Source organism: Pseudoxanthomonas sp. SORGH_AS_0997 (genome assembly GCF_031453535.1).
GTDB classification, from domain to species: Bacteria; Pseudomonadota; Gammaproteobacteria; order Xanthomonadales; family Xanthomonadaceae; genus Pseudoxanthomonas_A; species Pseudoxanthomonas_A winnipegensis.
This window is the reverse complement of sequence record NZ_JAVIZI010000001.1, coordinates 181,220-196,802: the sequence shown is the minus strand read 5'-3', so window position 1 is coordinate 196,802 and position 15,583 is coordinate 181,220. Positions and strand designations below refer to the sequence as shown.

The 15,583-nt window shown below is 70.9% G+C and carries 14 protein-coding genes and 4 tRNA genes; 5 read left to right on the top strand and 13 right to left on the bottom strand.

Annotation, left to right across the window (positions count from 1 at the left end; translation table 11 throughout):
* Positions 1-19: 19 nt before the first annotated feature.
* The 3 genes from QE438_RS00875 to QE438_RS00865 all read right to left on the bottom strand — a co-directional run bounded on the left by QE438_RS00875 (position 20) and on the right by QE438_RS00865 (position 337).
* A tRNA-Thr gene (locus QE438_RS00875) sits at positions 20-95 on the bottom strand.
* A gap of 53 nt (positions 96-148) precedes the next feature.
* Positions 149-222, bottom strand: a tRNA-Gly gene (locus tag QE438_RS00870).
* A gap of 29 nt (positions 223-251) precedes the next feature.
* Positions 252-337, bottom strand: a tRNA-Tyr gene (locus QE438_RS00865).
* A gap of 307 nt (positions 338-644) precedes the next feature.
* On the opposite strand from QE438_RS00865, the gene QE438_RS00860 reads away from it, so the two are divergent.
* The gene (locus tag QE438_RS00860; RefSeq protein WP_130533643.1) at positions 645-1,805 is read left to right on the top strand and encodes an isovaleryl-CoA dehydrogenase; all 1,161 of its coding nucleotides are present in this window, start codon (positions 645-647) and stop codon (positions 1,803-1,805) included.
* A 216-nt stretch (positions 1,806-2,021) separates the two neighbouring features.
* Here the strand turns inward: QE438_RS00860 and ychF are convergent, their stop codons facing one another.
* The 8 genes from ychF to QE438_RS00820 all read right to left on the bottom strand — a co-directional run bounded on the left by ychF (position 2,022) and on the right by QE438_RS00820 (position 9,059).
* On the bottom strand, positions 2,022-3,113 hold the full coding sequence (gene ychF / locus QE438_RS00855) for a redox-regulated ATPase YchF (RefSeq protein WP_130515936.1): 1,092 nt from the start codon (positions 3,111-3,113) through the stop codon (positions 2,022-2,024).
* A gap of 79 nt (positions 3,114-3,192) precedes the next feature.
* Positions 3,193-3,774: an aminoacyl-tRNA hydrolase gene (pth, locus tag QE438_RS00850; RefSeq protein ID WP_306993172.1), complete on the bottom strand. Its 582-nt coding sequence runs from the start codon at positions 3,772-3,774 to the stop codon at positions 3,193-3,195.
* A gap of 54 nt (positions 3,775-3,828) precedes the next feature.
* Positions 3,829-4,497, bottom strand: a complete 669-nt coding sequence (locus tag QE438_RS00845; protein WP_130533641.1) for a 50S ribosomal protein L25/general stress protein Ctc — start codon at positions 4,495-4,497, stop codon at positions 3,829-3,831.
* Positions 4,498-4,662: 165 nt separating this feature from the next.
* Positions 4,663-5,622 carry a ribose-phosphate diphosphokinase gene (locus QE438_RS00840; protein ID WP_130515930.1) on the bottom strand — a complete coding sequence of 320 codons (960 nt, stop codon included), beginning with the start codon at positions 5,620-5,622 and terminating at the stop codon, positions 4,663-4,665.
* A 149-nt stretch (positions 5,623-5,771) separates the two neighbouring features.
* Positions 5,772-5,849: transfer RNA gene (locus tag QE438_RS00835), tRNA-Gln, on the bottom strand.
* A 5-nt stretch (positions 5,850-5,854) separates the two neighbouring features.
* A complete protein-coding gene (gene ispE / locus QE438_RS00830) occupies positions 5,855-6,721 on the bottom strand; it encodes a 4-(cytidine 5'-diphospho)-2-C-methyl-D-erythritol kinase (RefSeq protein ID WP_307184042.1) in 867 nt (288 codons plus the stop codon).
* 11 nt (positions 6,722-6,732) lie between these two features.
* Positions 6,733-7,380 carry a lipoprotein insertase outer membrane protein LolB gene (gene lolB, locus QE438_RS00825; RefSeq protein WP_306993175.1) on the bottom strand — a complete coding sequence of 216 codons (648 nt, stop codon included), beginning with the start codon at positions 7,378-7,380 and terminating at the stop codon, positions 6,733-6,735.
* Positions 7,377-9,059 (bottom strand): tetratricopeptide repeat protein, encoded by a 1,683-nt coding sequence (locus tag QE438_RS00820; RefSeq protein WP_165394565.1) that lies wholly within the window; start codon positions 9,057-9,059, stop codon positions 7,377-7,379. The genes lolB and QE438_RS00820 overlap by 4 nt, the downstream gene beginning before the upstream one ends.
* A 64-nt stretch (positions 9,060-9,123) precedes the next feature.
* Here QE438_RS00820 and hemA point away from each other — a divergent pair, with 64 nt between their 5' ends.
* Positions 9,124-10,404 (top strand): glutamyl-tRNA reductase, encoded by a 1,281-nt coding sequence (gene hemA / locus QE438_RS00815; RefSeq protein WP_130523406.1) that lies wholly within the window; start codon positions 9,124-9,126, stop codon positions 10,402-10,404.
* On the top strand, positions 10,382-11,464 hold the full coding sequence (prfA, locus tag QE438_RS00810) for a peptide chain release factor 1 (protein WP_306993178.1): 1,083 nt from the start codon (positions 10,382-10,384) through the stop codon (positions 11,462-11,464). Before hemA ends, prfA begins: the two co-directional genes overlap by 23 nt.
* Before the next feature lie 436 nt (positions 11,465-11,900).
* Here the strand turns inward: prfA and QE438_RS00805 are convergent, their stop codons facing one another.
* A complete protein-coding gene (locus tag QE438_RS00805) occupies positions 11,901-12,647 on the bottom strand; it encodes a hypothetical protein (protein ID WP_306993180.1) in 747 nt (248 codons plus the stop codon).
* A complete protein-coding gene (locus QE438_RS00800; RefSeq protein ID WP_130528926.1) occupies positions 12,644-13,153 on the bottom strand; it encodes an RNA polymerase sigma factor in 510 nt (169 codons plus the stop codon). Before QE438_RS00800 ends, QE438_RS00805 begins: the two co-directional genes overlap by 4 nt.
* A 139-nt stretch (positions 13,154-13,292) precedes the next feature.
* Between QE438_RS00800 and QE438_RS00795 the strand changes: the two genes are divergently transcribed.
* Positions 13,293-14,522: a S8 family serine peptidase gene (locus QE438_RS00795; protein ID WP_307184043.1), complete on the top strand. Its 1,230-nt coding sequence runs from the start codon at positions 13,293-13,295 to the stop codon at positions 14,520-14,522.
* 83 nt (positions 14,523-14,605) lie between these two features.
* Positions 14,606-15,478 (top strand): hypothetical protein, encoded by an 873-nt coding sequence (locus QE438_RS00790; RefSeq protein ID WP_306993185.1) that lies wholly within the window; start codon positions 14,606-14,608, stop codon positions 15,476-15,478.
* Positions 15,479-15,583: the final 105 nt, after the last annotated feature.

Here is a 15,583-nt window from a genome sequence, read left to right as displayed (position 1 = left end):
GTGAAACGTACTGCTTGGATGGTGCTCACGAAAGGAATCGAACCTTCGACCTCCTCCTTACCAAGGAGGTGCTCTACCGACTGAGCTACGTGAGCGTGAAACGTGTAGCAGCTGCGGACCATCTGGCGACGATGGAGCGGCAGTTCAATGGAGCGGGAGACGGGAATCGAACCCGCACCATCAGCTTGGAAGGCTGAGGTTCTACCGTTGAACTACTCCCGCGCCGGGATACCGCAACTGCTCGAACTTCTTGGTGGAGGGAGGTGGATTCGAACCACCGAAGGCGTAAGCCAGCAGATTTACAGTCTGCCCCCGTTGGCCGCTTGGGTATCCCTCCGGATGACGCTTGGGTCCGGCCTTTCGGGCCGGGGTGAAACAGCCGGTGATTCTGGCGTGGGATCGATGTGCTGTCAACGACTGCGCGAGGATCCTGCCCGATTCACCGATGCGCCTGGAGCGGGCGCATGCTCGCCTTCGCAGGCGAGCCCCGCGGCGGCCTGCCGCGGGGGCGCGCATTGTGGCAGGCAATGGCCGCCACGGGAAGCACCATGTTGCCCTGCGGCGTGCCATCACGGGCGCTCGTCTTCAGCCTGTATGGTGCGCAGCGCGTCGAATCGTGGCGTGGCGCCTGACTTCGGAGACTCATGACACAGGATTTCAGCTTCGAGCTTGGCGAGGACATCGACCAGCTCCGCGACGCCGTGCGCACGTTTTCCAGCGAGGTGATCGCCCCGCTGGCCGACCAGGCCGACCGCGACAACGCCTTCCCCAACGCGCTGTGGCCGCAGCTGGGGCAGATGGGCCTGCTCGGCCTGACCGTGGAGGAGGAGTACGGCGGCACGGCGCTGGGCTACCTGGCGCACGTGGTGGCCATGGAGGAGATCTCGCGCGCGTGCTCGGCCATCGGCCTGTCCTACGGCGCGCATTCCAACCTGTGCGTCAACCAGCTGCGCAAGAACGGCGACGCCGCGCAGAAGGCGCGCTACCTGCCCAGGCTCGTTAGCGGCGAGCACATCGGCGCGCTGGCGATGAGCGAGGCCGGCGCCGGCTCGGACGTGGTCGGCATGAAGCTGCGCGCGGAACGGCGCGGCGATCGCTACCTGCTCAACGGCACCAAGATGTGGATCACCAACGGGCCCGACGCACACACGCTGGTGGTGTACGCCAAGACCGATCCTGCGGCCGGCGCTCGCGGCATCACGGCGTTCATCGTCGAACGCGGGTTCAAGGGCTTTTCCACCGCGCAGAAGCTGGACAAGCTGGGCATGCGCGGGTCGAACACCTGCGAGCTGGTGTTCGAGGACTGCGAGGTGCCCGAGGAGAACATTCTGGGCGGCCTGGGCCAGGGCGTGAAGGTGCTGATGTCCGGCCTGGACTACGAGCGCATCGTGCTCTCCGGCGGCCCGCTGGGGATCATGGCCGCGTGCCTGGACACGGTGCTGCCCTACGTGCGCCAGCGGCGGCAGTTCGGCCGGCCGATCGGCGAGTTCGAGCTGATGCAGGGCAAGCTGGCCGACATGTACGTGGGCTTCAATGCCTGCCGCGCCTACGTGTACGCGGTGGCGCGGGCCTGCGACCGCGGCCGCAGCACGCGCAAGGACGCGGCCGGGGCGATCCTCTACAGCGCCGAGAAGGCTACCTGGATGGCCGGACAGGCGATCCAGGCGCTGGGCGGCAACGGCTACATCAACGAGTACCCGACCGGGCGGCTGTGGCGCGACGCCAAGCTCTACGAGATCGGCGCGGGCACCTCGGAGATCCGGCGCATGCTGATCGGGCGTGAACTGGTGGGCCGCTCGGATTGAGCGGTCCGGCGCGATCCGGGAACGGCTGACGCCTGCCGTGTCCGCAGCGCCCAGCGCCCTTGGCTCACTGCGCCAAGTCGCTGGGTTCCCGCGTTCGCGGGAACGACGATGGGAGGCATCTCAGCGACTCCAGAGCCCATGCAACGAAAAGGCCGCGCAATGCGCGGCCTTCTCATGACGACTTGGCAATAGCGACCCGGCAGGCCGCGGCCGGCTTCAGACGTTGAAGCGGAAATGCAGGATGTCGCCTTCCTGCACCTTGTACTCCTTGCCTTCCAGCCGCAGGCGCCCGGCTTCCTTGGCCCCGGCCTCGCCCTTGTACTTGATGAAATCGTCGTAGGCGATGGTCTCGGCGCGGATGAAGCCCTTCTCGAAGTCGGTATGGATCACCGCCGCGGCCTTGGGCGCCGTCGAGCCGGCCTTGACCGTCCAGGCGCGCACTTCCTGCACGCCGGCGGTGAAGTAGGTCTGCAGGCCGAGCAGCTGGTAGGCGGCGCGGATCACGCGGTTCAGGCCGGGCTCTTCCAGGCCCAGGTCGGCCAGGAAGGCGTCGCGGTCGGCGTCCTCCAGCTGCGAGAGCTCCTCTTCGATCGCCGCTGACACCGGCACCACCTGGGCGCCCTCGGCCTGCGCGCGGGCGCGAACGGCGTCCAGGTGCGGATTGTTCTCGAAGCCGTCCTCCAGCACGTTGGCGATGTACATCACCGGCTTGAGGGTGAGCAGGAACAGGTCGCGCACCAGCGCCTTCTCCTCCTCGTCCAGGCCGGCCGCACGACCGGGCTTGCCGTCGTCCAGCGCCTTGCGCAGCTTCTCCAGCACCGGCTTGCGCGCGATCATCTCCTTGTCGCCGCCCTTGGCGCCGCGCTCGGCGCGGTTGAGCGCCTTCTCCACGCTGTCCAGGTCGGCCAGCGCCAGCTCGGTGTCGATGGTCTCGATGTCCGAGATCGGATCGACCTTGTTGTTCACGTGGATGATGTCGCCATGCTCGAAGCAGCGCACCACATGGGTGATCGCATCGACCTCGCGGATGTGCGCCAGGAACTTGTTGCCCAGGCCCTCACCGCTGGCCGCACCGGCGACCAGGCCGGCGATGTCGACGAACTCCACCGCCGTGGGCACGACCCGCTGCGGCTTGACGATCTCGGCCAGCGCGCCCAGGCGGGGATCCGGCACCGGCACCACGCCCACGTTGGGCTCGATGGTGCAGAACGGGAAGTTGGCCGCGGCGATGCCCGCCTTGGTCAACGCGTTGAAAAGGGTCGACTTGCCGACGTTCGGCAGGCCGACGATGCCGCATTTGATGCCCATGTGTGTCATCCGGGAATGGAGAATCGGGAATAGGGAATCGAAGAGCGTGGCCGCCTTTCCATTCCCCATTCCCCATTCCCTATTTGCCCTGCGTATGCAACCGCTTCATCGCCTCGTTGAAATCGCCGGCCACTGCCAGGGGCAGCACGTCCAGCGCGTCGTCGATCGCACGGCCGATCAGGATTTCGTCGTCCGCGCTCGGTCGGCCCAGCACCCAGCCGGTGACCTTGTCCTTGTGGCCGGGATGGCCGATGCCGATGCGCAGGCGGCCGAAGCGCGCGTGGCCCAGCAGTCTGATGGTGTCGCGCAGCCCGTTCTGGCCGCCGTGGCCGCCGTCGAACTTCAGGCGCGCGATGCCGGGCGGCAGGTCCAGTTCGTCGTGCACCAGCAGTGTCCGCTCGGGCTCGAGCTTCCAGAAGCGCAGGGCCGCCACCACCGACTTGCCCGATAGATTCATGTAGGTGGCCGGCTTGAGCAGGCGCACCGTCTGCCCGCCAAGGCTGACCTGGGCGGTCTCGCCGAAAAGCTTGGCGTCCACGGCGAAGCGCGCGCCCAGCTGCATGGCGAGGGTGTCGACAAAACGGAACCCGGCGTTGTGCCGGGTCCGCAGGTGTTCGGGTCCGGGATTGCCCAGCCCGACGATGAGACGCACGCCTTCCATCGAAGGTTCGCCGAACCGCCGGGACGCGCCGCTGGCGCGCCCCGGCGCGTCCGGTTACTCGGCGTCCTTGGCTTCGCTGTCGTCGGCGACCTTGGCGGCCGGCACGTCGGCCGACGTCTCGCCCTCGGCGGACTCGTCCTCGACCTTGACGTACTTGGCGGTGACCACGGCCACGTCGTGCTCGGCGCCCAGCTTCAGCTCCGGCAGTTCCACGCCCTTGGGCAGCTTGAGCTGCGAGAGGTGGATCACGTCGCCGACGGCCAGGTTGGACAGGTCCAGCTCGATGAACTCGGGCAGGTCGCCCGGCAGGCACTCGACCACGACTTCGTTGAGCTCGTGGGCGACCACGACGTCGGCGGCCTTGCCGGCCGGCGAGGTGTCCTGGCCCAGGAAGTGCAGCGGCACGGCGGTGCGGATGGACTCCTTGTCGTTCACGCGCTGGAAGTCCAGGTGCATGATCTGCTGCTTGTACGGATGGCGCTGCATGTCACGCAGCAGCACCTTCTGCACGTCGCCGTTGAGGCTCAGCGAGAGGATCGAGGAGTAGAACCAGTCGTGCTGGCTGGCCAGCCAGACGTCGTTGTGGCTCAGCTGGATGCTGACCGGCTTGAGGTCGCCACCGTAGACGATGGCGGGGACGCTACCGGCGTGACGCAGGCGGCGGCTCGCACCCTTCCCCCCGTCCTCGCGGCGCTCCACCTTGATTTCATGTGTCGTTGCCATGGGTTTTTCACTTCTTTGCTTGAGTAAGCCACCTCGCGGTGGCGATGCGACTCCCCCGCGACCAGGAGAGCCGTTGGAAGGCCGGGATTCGGCATTCGGGATTGGGGATTCGCCAAGCGCGCTAACGCCTTGCGAATCGCCAATGCCCAATCCCCAATCCCGACCTCAATCCACGTACAGCGAGCTGACCGACTCGCCGAAGGCGATGCGGCGGATGGTCTCGGCCAGCATGCTGGCCACCGACAGCTGGCGGATCTTGCTGCAGCCCTTGGCCGCATCCGACAGCGGGATGGTGTCGGTGACCACCAGCTCGTCCAGCACCGACTTGTTGAGGTTGTCCACGGCCGGGCCGGACAGCACCGGGTGGGTGCAGTAGGCGGCGACCTTGGTCGCACCCCGGTCCTTCAGCGCCGCGGCGGCGGCGCACAGGGTGCCGGCGGTGTCGACGATGTCGTCGACCATCACGCACTCCTTGCCCTCGACGTCGCCGATGATGTTCATCACCGTGGACACGTTGGCGCGCGGACGGCGCTTGTCGATGATCGCCAGCTCCGCATCGTCCAGGCGCTTGGCGACCGCGCGGGCGCGCACCACGCCGCCCACGTCCGGCGAGACCACCATCATCTTGTCGGTGCCGTAGGCGCGCCAGATGTCCGCCAGCAGCAGCGGCGAGGCGTAGACGTTGTCGACCGGGATGTCGAAGAAGCCCTGGATCTGGTCGGCGTGCAGATCGACGGTGAGCACGCGGTCGGCGTTGACCGCGCTGAACATCTTGGCGGCGACCTTGGCGGTGATCGGCACGCGTGAGGAGCGCAGGCGGCGATCCTGGCGCGAGTAGCCGAAGTACGGCACCACCGCGGTGACGCTGGCGGCGCTGGCGCGCTTGAGCGCGTCGATGATCACCAGCAGCTCCATCAGGTTCTCCGCGCTGGGCGCGCAGGTCGGCTGGATCACGAACACCTCCTGCCGGCGCACGTTTTCCTCGATCTCCACCTGCACTTCGCCGTCGGAGAAGCGCGAGACCATCGCCTTGCCCGGACGCACGCCGAGTTCGCGGCAGATGCTGTGGGCCAGCGGCTTGTTGGCGTTGCCGGAAAAGACCAGCAGGCTGCGATCGTCTTGCATGGGGAATCTCGTGGGACAGCGGCAGGAAAGCGGGATGGACGGCACTGCGCGGGCGCCGGACTGCGTGGCGTGCAGGCCGAGGACTCGCCTTGCGCGTCCCGGGCCGATGAGGCAACCGGTCGGGCCGCGCGCGCATGCGATGAGGACATTGGCTGGGGCGGTAGGATTCGAACCTACGAAATGCCGGGATCAAAACCCGGTGCCTTAGGCCTCTTGGCGACGCCCCAGTGGATCAGTCCTTGCGTGCGCTCCCGTCCAGGGCGTCCAGCAGGGGCGAACGCGCCGCCCCGGCCACCACCCAGCCGCGCAGTTCGCTCGGCAGCAAGGCCAGTCCGGCCTGGGCGGCCTGAAGGCTTGCGAACTCCACGAAACAGCCGCTGCCCGTCCCCGTCAGTCGTGGCGTCCCGATGCGCGAGAGCGTGGCGAAGACCGCCTCGATGGCAGGTTCGCGACGACGCAGCACCGGCTCGAACACGTTGTCGGGCACGGATCCGGAAAGGAAGTCCGCTATTTTCACGGGTGCGGCATTGCGCGTCAAATCCGGTGAGGCGAACAGGACCGGCGTGGCGACATGCAGGCCGGGGTCGACCAGCACATACCAGGCCGGCGGCAGCGCGATCGGGGTCAGGCGCTCGCCGACGCCTTCGGCCCAGGCGTTGCGTCCGCGCACGAAGATCGGCACGTCCGCGCCCAGCGTCAGGCCCAGCGCGGCCAGCGCGTCCTCGCCCAGGGCCGTGCCCCAGAGGTGGTCCAGGACGCGCAGAACGGTGGCCGCGTCGGACGAACCGCCGCCGAAGCCACCGCCGGCCGGAATGCGCTTTTCGACGCGGATATCCGCACCAAGCGAGACGTTGGCGTGCGTTTGCAGCAACTTGGCCGCACGAACCACCAGATCGTCGGCCTCGGCCACGCCCGGCACCGAGTCGCCGACGCGGGAGATCACCCCGTCCTGGCGCAGCCGAATGCCGACCGTGTCGCCCCATTCGAGCAGCCGGAAGGCGCTCTGCAGTTCGTGATAACCGTCCGGGCGACGGCCGGTGATGCGCAGACACAGGTTCAGCTTGGCCGGCGCCGGCCACCAGGACCAGCCGCCGGGCACGGGAGGCTGGCTCATGGCGTCGCGGCGGCCGGTTGCCAGGTGTCGACGATCAGGCGCACCCGCGCATCGCCGCGCTGGGCCTCGATCCGCGCCGGCAGCGCCGGCGTGCCGTCCGCCGCCGGCGGCTGCCAGGCGGTGAAGTCGATGGTCCAGCCGCCCTGCTGCAGCTGGGACAGCTGCCCGTCGGCACCGTAGGCGAGCCGGGCCGGCGCCAGCGTCGGCGCGGCCTGGCCGCGAATCCAGTAGGCCAGGGCCTGCATGGGAATCTCCCAGCCGGTGGTCTCCAGCAGCAGCTGGCCGGCGTCGGCGCCCTGGCGCGGGCCGCCGTCGACGCCCTCCAGCCGCACCTGCCCGGGGCTGCCGACCAGGCGCCAGGTCTGGCGCGTGACCGGGGCGGCGAGCGCGACATCGAACGCGTCGCCGCGCTGGGTCCAGTCGATGCGGCCGCTGCCGCCCTTGTCGGCGCGGCGGATCGCCACCCGCCCGGTCATCGACCAGTCGCGGTGGGCGGCCAGCCAGGTCTCGCGCGCGGCCTGGGCGTCGGCCGCGATACCAGCATCGACCGGCGCCGGCGCCGGCCCACGCATGCCGGGACTGGCGCAGCCGGCCAGCAGCAGGACGCCGCACAGCGCGGCCGCGGACAGGAGGCGAGCGGTCATGCGCCGGTCTTCTCCAGCGCGCGCTGCAGCGAGCGGTTGTCCGGATCGAGCCGGCGCGCCTCGTCGAACAGCTTGCGCGCCTCCTCGTGCTGGCCCTTCTCCCACAGCAGTTGGCCCAGGTGGGCGGCGATCTCCGGGTCCTTCATCAGCGTGTAGGCGCGGCGCAGCTGCACCAGCGCCTCGTCCTTGCGGCCCAGGCGATAGAGCACCCAGCCGTAGCTGTCGATGATGGCCGCCTCGTCCGGCGCCGCGGCGCGAGCGCGGTCGATCAGCTCCAGCGCTTCCTTGTAGCGGTCGGTGCGGTCGGCCAGGGTGTAGCCCAGCGCGTTGAGCGCGGCGGTGTTGGTCGGGTCGGTGACCAGCACGCGGCGCAGGTCGGCCTCGGCGCGGTCGATGCGGTCGCGCCGCTCCCAGGCCAGGCCGCGCGCATAGAGCAGGTTGTTGTCGTCGGGATAGGCGGCCAGGCCGCGGGCCAGGGCGTCCAGTTCGCCGGCATCGTCGTCGTGCTTCTGGCGCAGCTCGGCCTCCAGCAGGTAGGCGTCGCGGCGGGCGGATTCGTCGATGGACGCGTCGGCCTGCATGGCATGGACCCGGGCGAAGGCCTCGTCGGTGCGGCCGAGCTGGTCGAGGGTGCCGATCGCGCGCAGGCGCGCCTCGATCGCGTGCTCGCCGGCGCCGACGCCCTCGTACCACCCCAGCGCGTCCTGCGGACGCTTGAGGTATTCGGCGATCTGGCCCAGCAGCAGGCGCTGGGCCGGGTCCTGCGCCTCGGCCGAGGCCTTGGCCTCGTCGTACAGCGCGGCCAGGCCGGCGTCATCCTGGGCCTTGGCCAGCAGCGAGGCGCGCAAACCGAAGCTGCGCGTGTCCTGCGGCCCCTTGGCCAGGGCGGCGGCGGCCAGCGCGGGCGAGCCCAGGTGGTCGTATTCGGCGGCCACGCCCAGACGCACCGACGGGTCCAGGTTGGCCTGGCCCTGCAGGTCGGCCAGCACCTGGCGAGCCTGGTCGAGCTTGCCGGCCTGGCGCAGCTGGCTGGCATGCAGCAGGGCCACGCGCGGATTGACCGGGAAGCGCTTGACCACCTCGCCGACGATGCGTTCGGCCAGCGCCGGCTGGTCCAGCGACTGGGCCAGGCCGCCGAAGGCCAGCCAGGCGGTCAGGTCGTTCGGCAGGGCCTTGTCGTCCAGCAACTGGCCGAGCAGGCGCCCGGCCAGGGCCGGGTCGCGGCCGCCGCTGCCCAGCACGGTCAGCGCGTAGCGCCAGGCCTGCGGGTCCTTGTCGCGCAGCAGGGATTCGAGCTGGCGCCGGGCCACGCGCTCGCGCCCCTCGCGCAGCGCCACGGTGGCCTGGGCCGCGCGCATGGCCAGCGAACTGGGCGCGCGCTGCTGCCACAGCGCCAGCGCCTGCGCGGCGCGCGCGTCGTCGTTGGCCAGCAGGGCGATGCGGGTGGCCAGTTCGGCCAGGCCGACGTCGTGGCCGGCCTGGGCGGCCTGCAGGTACCAGCGCGCGGCCTCGGGCAGCTTGCCGGCCTGCAGGGCGAATTCGCCGGCCATGACCGGCTCGAGCACCGCGCCGGTCGTCCCGCCTGGCGGGACGGACTCCTTGGCGAGCACCGCGGCAGAGGATGCGAATCCGGCAACGAACAGCAGCAACGGCGGGACGAAACGCATCTTTGCGGGCATTAGGGGGAACCGGGCCGTAAAATGGCGGGCAACAACACGCCAGCAGCTTAGCGCAAGCCCCGAAATGACGTTGTGGGTCCTTGGACTGAATCACCAGACCGCGCCGGTCACCCTGCGCGAACGGGTGGCGTTTGCCGGCGAGGCGCTGCCGGCGGCGCTGGACGCGCTGCGCGCCCTGCCGCAGGTCAGCGAGGCCGCGCTGCTGTCCACCTGCAACCGGACCGAGCTCTACGCCGTGGCCGACGACGCCACGCCGCTGGTGCAGTGGCTGGCCGCGCATGGCGAGGGGCTGGACACGTATCTGTATCGCCACCGCGATGCCGAGGCCGTGCGCCACCTGTTCCGCGTGGCCACCGGGCTGGATTCCATGGTGCTGGGCGAGCCGCAGATCCTGGGCCAGGTGAAGGACGCCTGGGCCCTGGCGCGCGAGCATCAGGCGCTGGGCAACGGCCTGGACCGGCTGTTCCAGCAGGCCTTCGCCGTGGCCAAGCGTGCGCGCACCGACACCCGCGTCGGCGCCAACCCGGTGTCGGTGGCCTCCACCGCGGTGCGACTGGCGCAGAACTCCTTCGCCCGCCTGAGCGACTCGACCGTGCTGCTGGTCGGCGCCGGCGAGACCATCGAGCTGGCCGCCCGGCATCTGAGCGAGGGCAAGGTGCGGCGCCTGCTGATCGCCAACCGCACCCTGGCCCATGCCCAGGCGCTGGCCAGCCAGCACGGCGGCTATGCCCTGCCCCTGGACGAACTGGACCGCCACCTGGCCGAGGCCGACGTGGTGTTCTCCGCCACAGCCGCGCGCGAGCCGGTGATCAGCCGCGCGCAGGTCGCCCAGGCGCTGACGCGGCGCCGGCACAAGCCGATGATGCTGTTCGACCTGGCCGTGCCGCGCGACATCGAGGCCAGCGTCGCCGACCTGGCCGACGCCTATCTCTATACGGTCGACGACCTGGAGCGCGCGGTCGAGGAAAACCGCCGCAGCCGCCGCCAGGCCGCCGACGAGGCCGAGGCCATCATCGACCTGCAGGTGGCGCGCTTCGTCGAGACGCTGCAGGCGGCCCCGCGCCAGGAGCCGCTCAAGCGTCTGCGCGCCTACGGCGAGACCACGCGCCGCGACGCGCTGGAAAAGGCCCAGGCGCAGTTGGCGAACGGCCGCGATCCGGCCCAGGTGCTGGAACAGCTGGCCCACACCCTGACCAATCGCCTGCTGCACCCGCCGACCGCCGCCCTGCGCGAAGCGGCGCTGCGCGGCGATACCGAACTCACCCGCGCCGCCGAACGGCTGTTCCCGGCCAAGGCCCCCTACTCCCACGCCACGTTGCCCGATGACGCCGACCCTGCGCCGTAAGCTGGAGGCGCTGGCCGAGCGTCGCGAAGAACTCGAACGCCTGCTCGCCGACCCGTCCGTCGTCGCCGACACCACCCGCTTCCGCGATCTCTCGCGCGAGTTCGCCCAGCTGGCGCCGCTGGCCAGCGCGCTGGACGCCGAGGCCCGCGCCAAGGCCGACCTGGTCGCCGCCGAGGCGCTGCGCGCCGACCCGGAGATGCGCGAGCTGGCCGAAGAGGAAATCGCTAGCGCGCAGACGCGCCTGGCCGTGCTGGAGGACGAACTGCTGGCCCTGCTGGTCCCGCGCGATCCGCGCGACGAGGGCAACCTGTTCCTGGAGGTGCGCGCCGGCACCGGCGGCGACGAGGCGGCGATCTTCGCCGGCGACCTGTTCCGCATGTACGCGCGCTACGCCGAGCGCCAGGGCTGGAAGGTGGAAGTGGAATCCGACAGCCCCGGCGAGCACGGCGGCTACAAGGAAGTGGTGGCGCGCATCGTCGGCCGCGGCGCGTATTCCCGGCTGAAGTTCGAATCGGGCACCCATCGCGTGCAGCGCGTGCCTGCGACCGAATCGCAGGGCCGCATCCATACCTCCGCCGCGACGGTGGCGATCATCCCCGAGGCCGACGAGGTCGAGGAGATCGTGATCAACCCGGCCGACCTGAAGGTGGACACCTTCCGCTCCTCCGGCGCCGGCGGCCAGCACGTCAACAAGACCGATTCGGCGATCCGCATCACCCACGTGCCGACCGGCGTGGTGGTCGAATCGCAGACCGAGCGCAGCCAGCACGCCAACCGCGACAAGGCCATGAAGCGGCTCAAGGCCCAGCTGCTGGACGCCGAGCGCAGCCGGCAGGCCGCGGCCGAGGCGCAGACGCGCAAGCTGCAGGTCGGCAGCGGCGACCGCAGCCAGCGCATCCGCACCTACAACTTCCCGCAGGGCCGCATCACCGACCACCGCGTCGAGGGCCTGACCCTGTACGACCTGCCCAACATCATCGAAGGCGGTATGGACGAACTGATCGGCCGGCTGGCGCAGGAGCACCAGGCCGACGAACTGGCGCGGTTGGCTGAGGGTTGAGCCAAGCGCAGAGCGTGGGCGCGCCTGCTGGTGGATCAGGCACTCATTTCGCTAGACGCGTATCGGGTCGAGGAACGGCGCGACAGGCTGAAAGCCAAGAGCGCGGTGGGGAGAACCCGCGCCGTCCATGCACTCGCGGACATGTATCAGTCCGTCATTCCCGCGAAGGCGGGAATCCACGGACGTGACGCTTCAGATCACAGGGCATCGGACCAGGTGATGGCCGCCCGAGGCAGAACACCAACAGCCGTCGTTCCCGCGAACGCGGGAACCCAGTGCCTTTGAGTTTCCCGCGTCAACGTCCATGGGTTCCCGCGTTCGCGGGAACGACGGTAGTGGGGCTACGGGGGCTTTAAGCAGAAAGCAGACTGGGCAATGCATGCTTCCAGCATGCGAGGTCTCGCACGCCTTTGTGTTCCGCCAGCTTGCCCGTCACTCAGCGCCAGCCCGCCTTGCGCGCAGCCTGCTCCCCGCCGGCATCCAGCGCGTCGCCGTCGATGCGCGCATCTACCGCATCGAGCACCGCCGGCGGCAGCGGCGAGGCGGCCTGCCTGAGCTCGCCCTGCGCGTGCTCGGCGTCGCGCGCCAGTACCGGCAGCGACCAGCCCTGGGCGCCGCGGCAGGCCAGGCCCGCGGTCCTGGCCGATTCGACGCGGAAGGCGCGGCAGTACTGTCCGTCCTGGTCGCGGAAGCTCAGGGCGATCTGCACCTTGCCCGCGTGATCGGCGGAGAGCTGATCGTCCAGCGCGGCAGCCAGCGCGCCGCGCGCCTGCAGGCCGTCGGCGCCCTGTACCCAATCCGCGCCGCCGGTGCCGCGCAGCCAGGGCAGCGCGACCACCGCCAGCACGACGCCGGCCGCCAGCGCGCCCAGGTGCGTCCACAGCGTGCGCGCCCGCTTGCGCGGCGGGAACGCCACCACATTGCTCGGCGCCGCCGTCGGCTCGGCCGCGGGCTCGGGCGCCGCCGCGCCGTGGCCCAGGACGAACTGCACCAGCGCGTCAGGCACCGGCTCTTCGAGCGCGGCGGCATGCGAGGTGCGCACACGCGCGTCCAGACGCCGCTGCCGCGCCACGCGCGCGGCCAGCTCCGGATCGCGCGCCAGGGCGGCATCGACCTGCGCCGCGTCCTGCGGGTCCAGCGCTTCGTCCAGGTAGGCCATCAGGGTGGCGTCGTCGATGTTCATGTCGCTTCTCCAGGTTCGCCCAGCAGGGCCTGCAACGCCTCGCGCCCACGCGCGAGTCGGCTGGTCAGGGTGCCGATCGGAATCTCCAGCACCTGCGCGGCCTCGCGGTAGGCCAGGCCTTCCACCAGCACCAGCGCGATGGCGCTGCGCTGTTCCTCCGGCAGGCGCGCCATCGCCGCCTCCACCGACAGGCGCAGCGCGTGCGCCCCGACCGCGTCCTCGCCGACCTGCTCGCCCAGCTCCGCATCGGCGAAGACCTCCTGGCCGCGCCGGCGCGCGCGCACCTCGTCGATCCAGGCGTTGCGCACGATGCGATACAGCCAGGGATCCAGCGGCTGGGCCGGATCCCACTGCGCCGCGCGCGCCAGCGCGCGCTCGGCGGCGACCTGCAACAGGTCGTCCGCATCGTGCGGTGTGCCGGCCAGATTGCGTGCGTAACGGCGGAGTTTGGGCAGCCGCTCGCACAGCGCCTGGCGGAAAGACGGGCTCGCCGCGTCCTGCTTCATGCCTGATATACGATTGGGAAGCCAGATTGCTTCCATGACCCGCGCAACATTTTTCCCCCTGCCACGGCGATCCCAAGGCGGCGCGATCCTAGCGCAGACGGCCGCCCTTGCGGCGCTGCTGGCCTGTGCGCCGGTCGCCATGGCCCAGTTGCAGCCGCTGCCGCCCCTGCCGCAGGCCGCCGCGCCGATCACCCGGACGCTGGGGCAGGTCGTCGACCCGCTGATGCGCGACGCCACCACCCTGGCCGACCGCACCCTCACCCAGGCACGCCAGCTCGGCCAGCGCCAGCTGCTGCGCGAGCACCGCGACGTGCTCGATACCGATCCCAACGACAACGTGGTGATCCGCAGCCAGGTCCTGGCGCTGGCGCCGACCCCCGAGGCGCTGGAACGTGCGCGCCAGGCGGGCTTCACCGTCGAAGCGCCGCGTCGGCTCGACGGGCTGGATTTGGAGGTCGTGCCGCTGCGCGCGCCGGCCGGCCAGTCCACGCGGCGGGCGGTCGAGGCGTTGCGCGCACTCGATCCGGCCGGCAGCTACGACTACGACCATCTCTATGCCAGCAGCGGCGCGGCCGAAGCGGCCAGCGGCGCTGCGGCGACGCCCGCCGCGGGGGCGGCGGCCACGCCTTGGCGCGTCGGTCTGGTCGACAGCGGCGTGGACACCGGCCACCCCGCGCTGAAAGGCGCGCAGGTGCAGCGCTGGGGCTGCGACGACCAGCCGCACCCGGACCTGCACGGCACCGCGGTGGCCTCGCTGCTGGTCGGCGATGGCCAGCGCGCGCAGCCCGGCGTGCAGCTGTTCGCCGCCGATGTGTATTGCGGCGCGCCGACCGGCGGCAACGCGCTGGAGGTCGCCCAGGCCCTGGCCTGGCTGGCCCGGCAGCAGGTCCGCGTGGTCAATCTGAGCCTGGTCGGTCCGGACAATGCGCTGCTCAAGCGGGCGGTGGCCGCGGCCATCGGTCGCGGCATGGTCGTGGTCGCCGCGGTCGGCAATGACGGGCCGGCGGCGGCGCCGCTGTTTCCTTCGGCCTATCCGGAGGTGATCGGCGTGACCGCGGTCGATCCGCGCGATCGCGTCCTGCCCGAAGCCGGGCGCGGTCCGCAGGTGGACCTGGCGGCGGTCGGCGCGCAGGTGGAAGCCGCCGCGCCTGGCGGAAGGTTCGAACGCATGCGCGGCACCTCGTTCGCCGCCCCGCGCGTGGCCGCACTCGCCGCGCAGGCCCTGGCCGCGCATCCGGACGAGGATGCCGACGCCCTGCTCGCCGCCCTGGCGGCGCATGCGCGCGACCTCGGCAAGCCGGGCCCGGACCCGGTCTACGGCCGCGGGCTGGTCCCGGGCACGTCAGATGAACAGGCGGCAACACGTTAGAAACGCCGGGAAGAAATTTTCTCGCTGGGCCGTAGTGCTTCCTGAAGGCAGCGGATTTCCCGCGCCAACGAGGGAGACATCTCATGCGTCACAACACTCTGACGTGGGCCACGGCCGCCATCATCGCGCTGGCCAGCACCGGTGCATCGGCTCAGGTCCTGGGCGGCCTGGGTGGCCAGGTGGGCGGCGCCATCGGCGGTGCCGGCAACCTTGGCGGCCAGATCGGCGGCATCGGTGCGCCCGTCAACGGCATCGGCAACACCATCGACAACACCCGCGGCATGGCCGGCGATCGCCTGCAGCAGACCCGCAACCGCGCCGAGCGTGCCACCCAGCGCGCCCAGCAGCGCGCGTCGGACACCGCCGCCTCGGTGCGCAATCAGGCGCAGTCGGTCGGCGGCCAGGCGCAGGCGCTTGGCAGTGCCGCCGGTTCGGCCGCGTCGCTGACCGGTGACGCCAGCGGCACAGGCAACGCCGCCGCCAGCGCCTCGAACGGCGACCTGAGCGGTGCGCTCAACGGGGCCGGCAACGCGGCCGGCTCGGCCAGCCTCGACACCAGCGGTGTGACCAGCGCCGCCGAGTCCAGCGCGGCGCAGGCCGCCGGCTCGGCCCGCGCCGGCGCCAGCCAGGCCGCGCAGGGCGTGCGCAACACCGCCGGCCGCGTGCGCAACGGCGCGCAGGCCGCCGCGATCCGCGCCCAGAGCGGTGTGCAGGGCGCCGCCAGCCAGGTCGGCAGCGCCGCCTCGCAGGCCGGTGACAGCACCGCGTCGACCAGCGCCAACGGCTCGGCCTCTGGCAACGCCAACGGTAGCGGCGCGCTGGGCAACAGCCTGGGCAACAGCACCAGCAACGCCGCCGCCTCCGGCAACACCAGCGGCAGCGCCTCGCGCAATGGCGTGAACGCCTCGGTCGGCGGCTCGGCCAACGGGTCGGCCAACGCCAGCACCCAGCCGTAAGCGTCAGCTGCGGTCCGCACCGGCGCCGGCTTCCTTCGGGAGGCCGGCGCCTTTCATTTGGATGCGGCCTTCGTTGAAGCCTCACCGCCCTGGGCTTAGGCTGGC

Bases quoted from the DNA above. Each gene is read 5' to 3' on its own strand.
- QE438_RS00840 (WP_130515930.1), bottom strand. From the start codon at position 5,622: ATGCAAGACGATCGCAGCCTGCTGGTCTTTTCCGGCAACGCCAACAAG.
- QE438_RS00795 (WP_307184043.1), top strand. From the start codon at position 13,293: ATGGCCCAGTTGCAGCCGCTGCCGCCCCTGCCGCAGGCCGCCGCGCCG.
- QE438_RS00845 (WP_130533641.1), bottom strand. From the start codon at position 4,497: ATGGCAACGACACATGAAATCAAGGTGGAGCGCCGCGAGGACGGGGGG.
- hemA (WP_130523406.1), top strand. From the start codon at position 9,124: ATGACGTTGTGGGTCCTTGGACTGAATCACCAGACCGCGCCGGTCACC.
- QE438_RS00860 (WP_130533643.1), top strand. From the start codon at position 645: ATGACACAGGATTTCAGCTTCGAGCTTGGCGAGGACATCGACCAGCTC.
- lolB (WP_306993175.1), bottom strand. From the start codon at position 7,380: ATGACCGCTCGCCTCCTGTCCGCGGCCGCGCTGTGCGGCGTCCTGCTG.
- pth (WP_306993172.1), bottom strand. From the start codon at position 3,774: ATGGAAGGCGTGCGTCTCATCGTCGGGCTGGGCAATCCCGGACCCGAA.
- QE438_RS00820 (WP_165394565.1), bottom strand. From the start codon at position 9,059: ATGCCCGCAAAGATGCGTTTCGTCCCGCCGTTGCTGCTGTTCGTTGCC.
- QE438_RS00790 (WP_306993185.1), top strand. From the start codon at position 14,606: ATGCGTCACAACACTCTGACGTGGGCCACGGCCGCCATCATCGCGCTG.
- prfA (WP_306993178.1), top strand. From the start codon at position 10,382: ATGACGCCGACCCTGCGCCGTAAGCTGGAGGCGCTGGCCGAGCGTCGC.
- QE438_RS00800 (WP_130528926.1), bottom strand. From the start codon at position 13,153: ATGAAGCAGGACGCGGCGAGCCCGTCTTTCCGCCAGGCGCTGTGCGAG.
- QE438_RS00805 (WP_306993180.1), bottom strand. From the start codon at position 12,647: ATGAACATCGACGACGCCACCCTGATGGCCTACCTGGACGAAGCGCTG.
- ychF (WP_130515936.1), bottom strand. From the start codon at position 3,113: ATGGGCATCAAATGCGGCATCGTCGGCCTGCCGAACGTCGGCAAGTCG.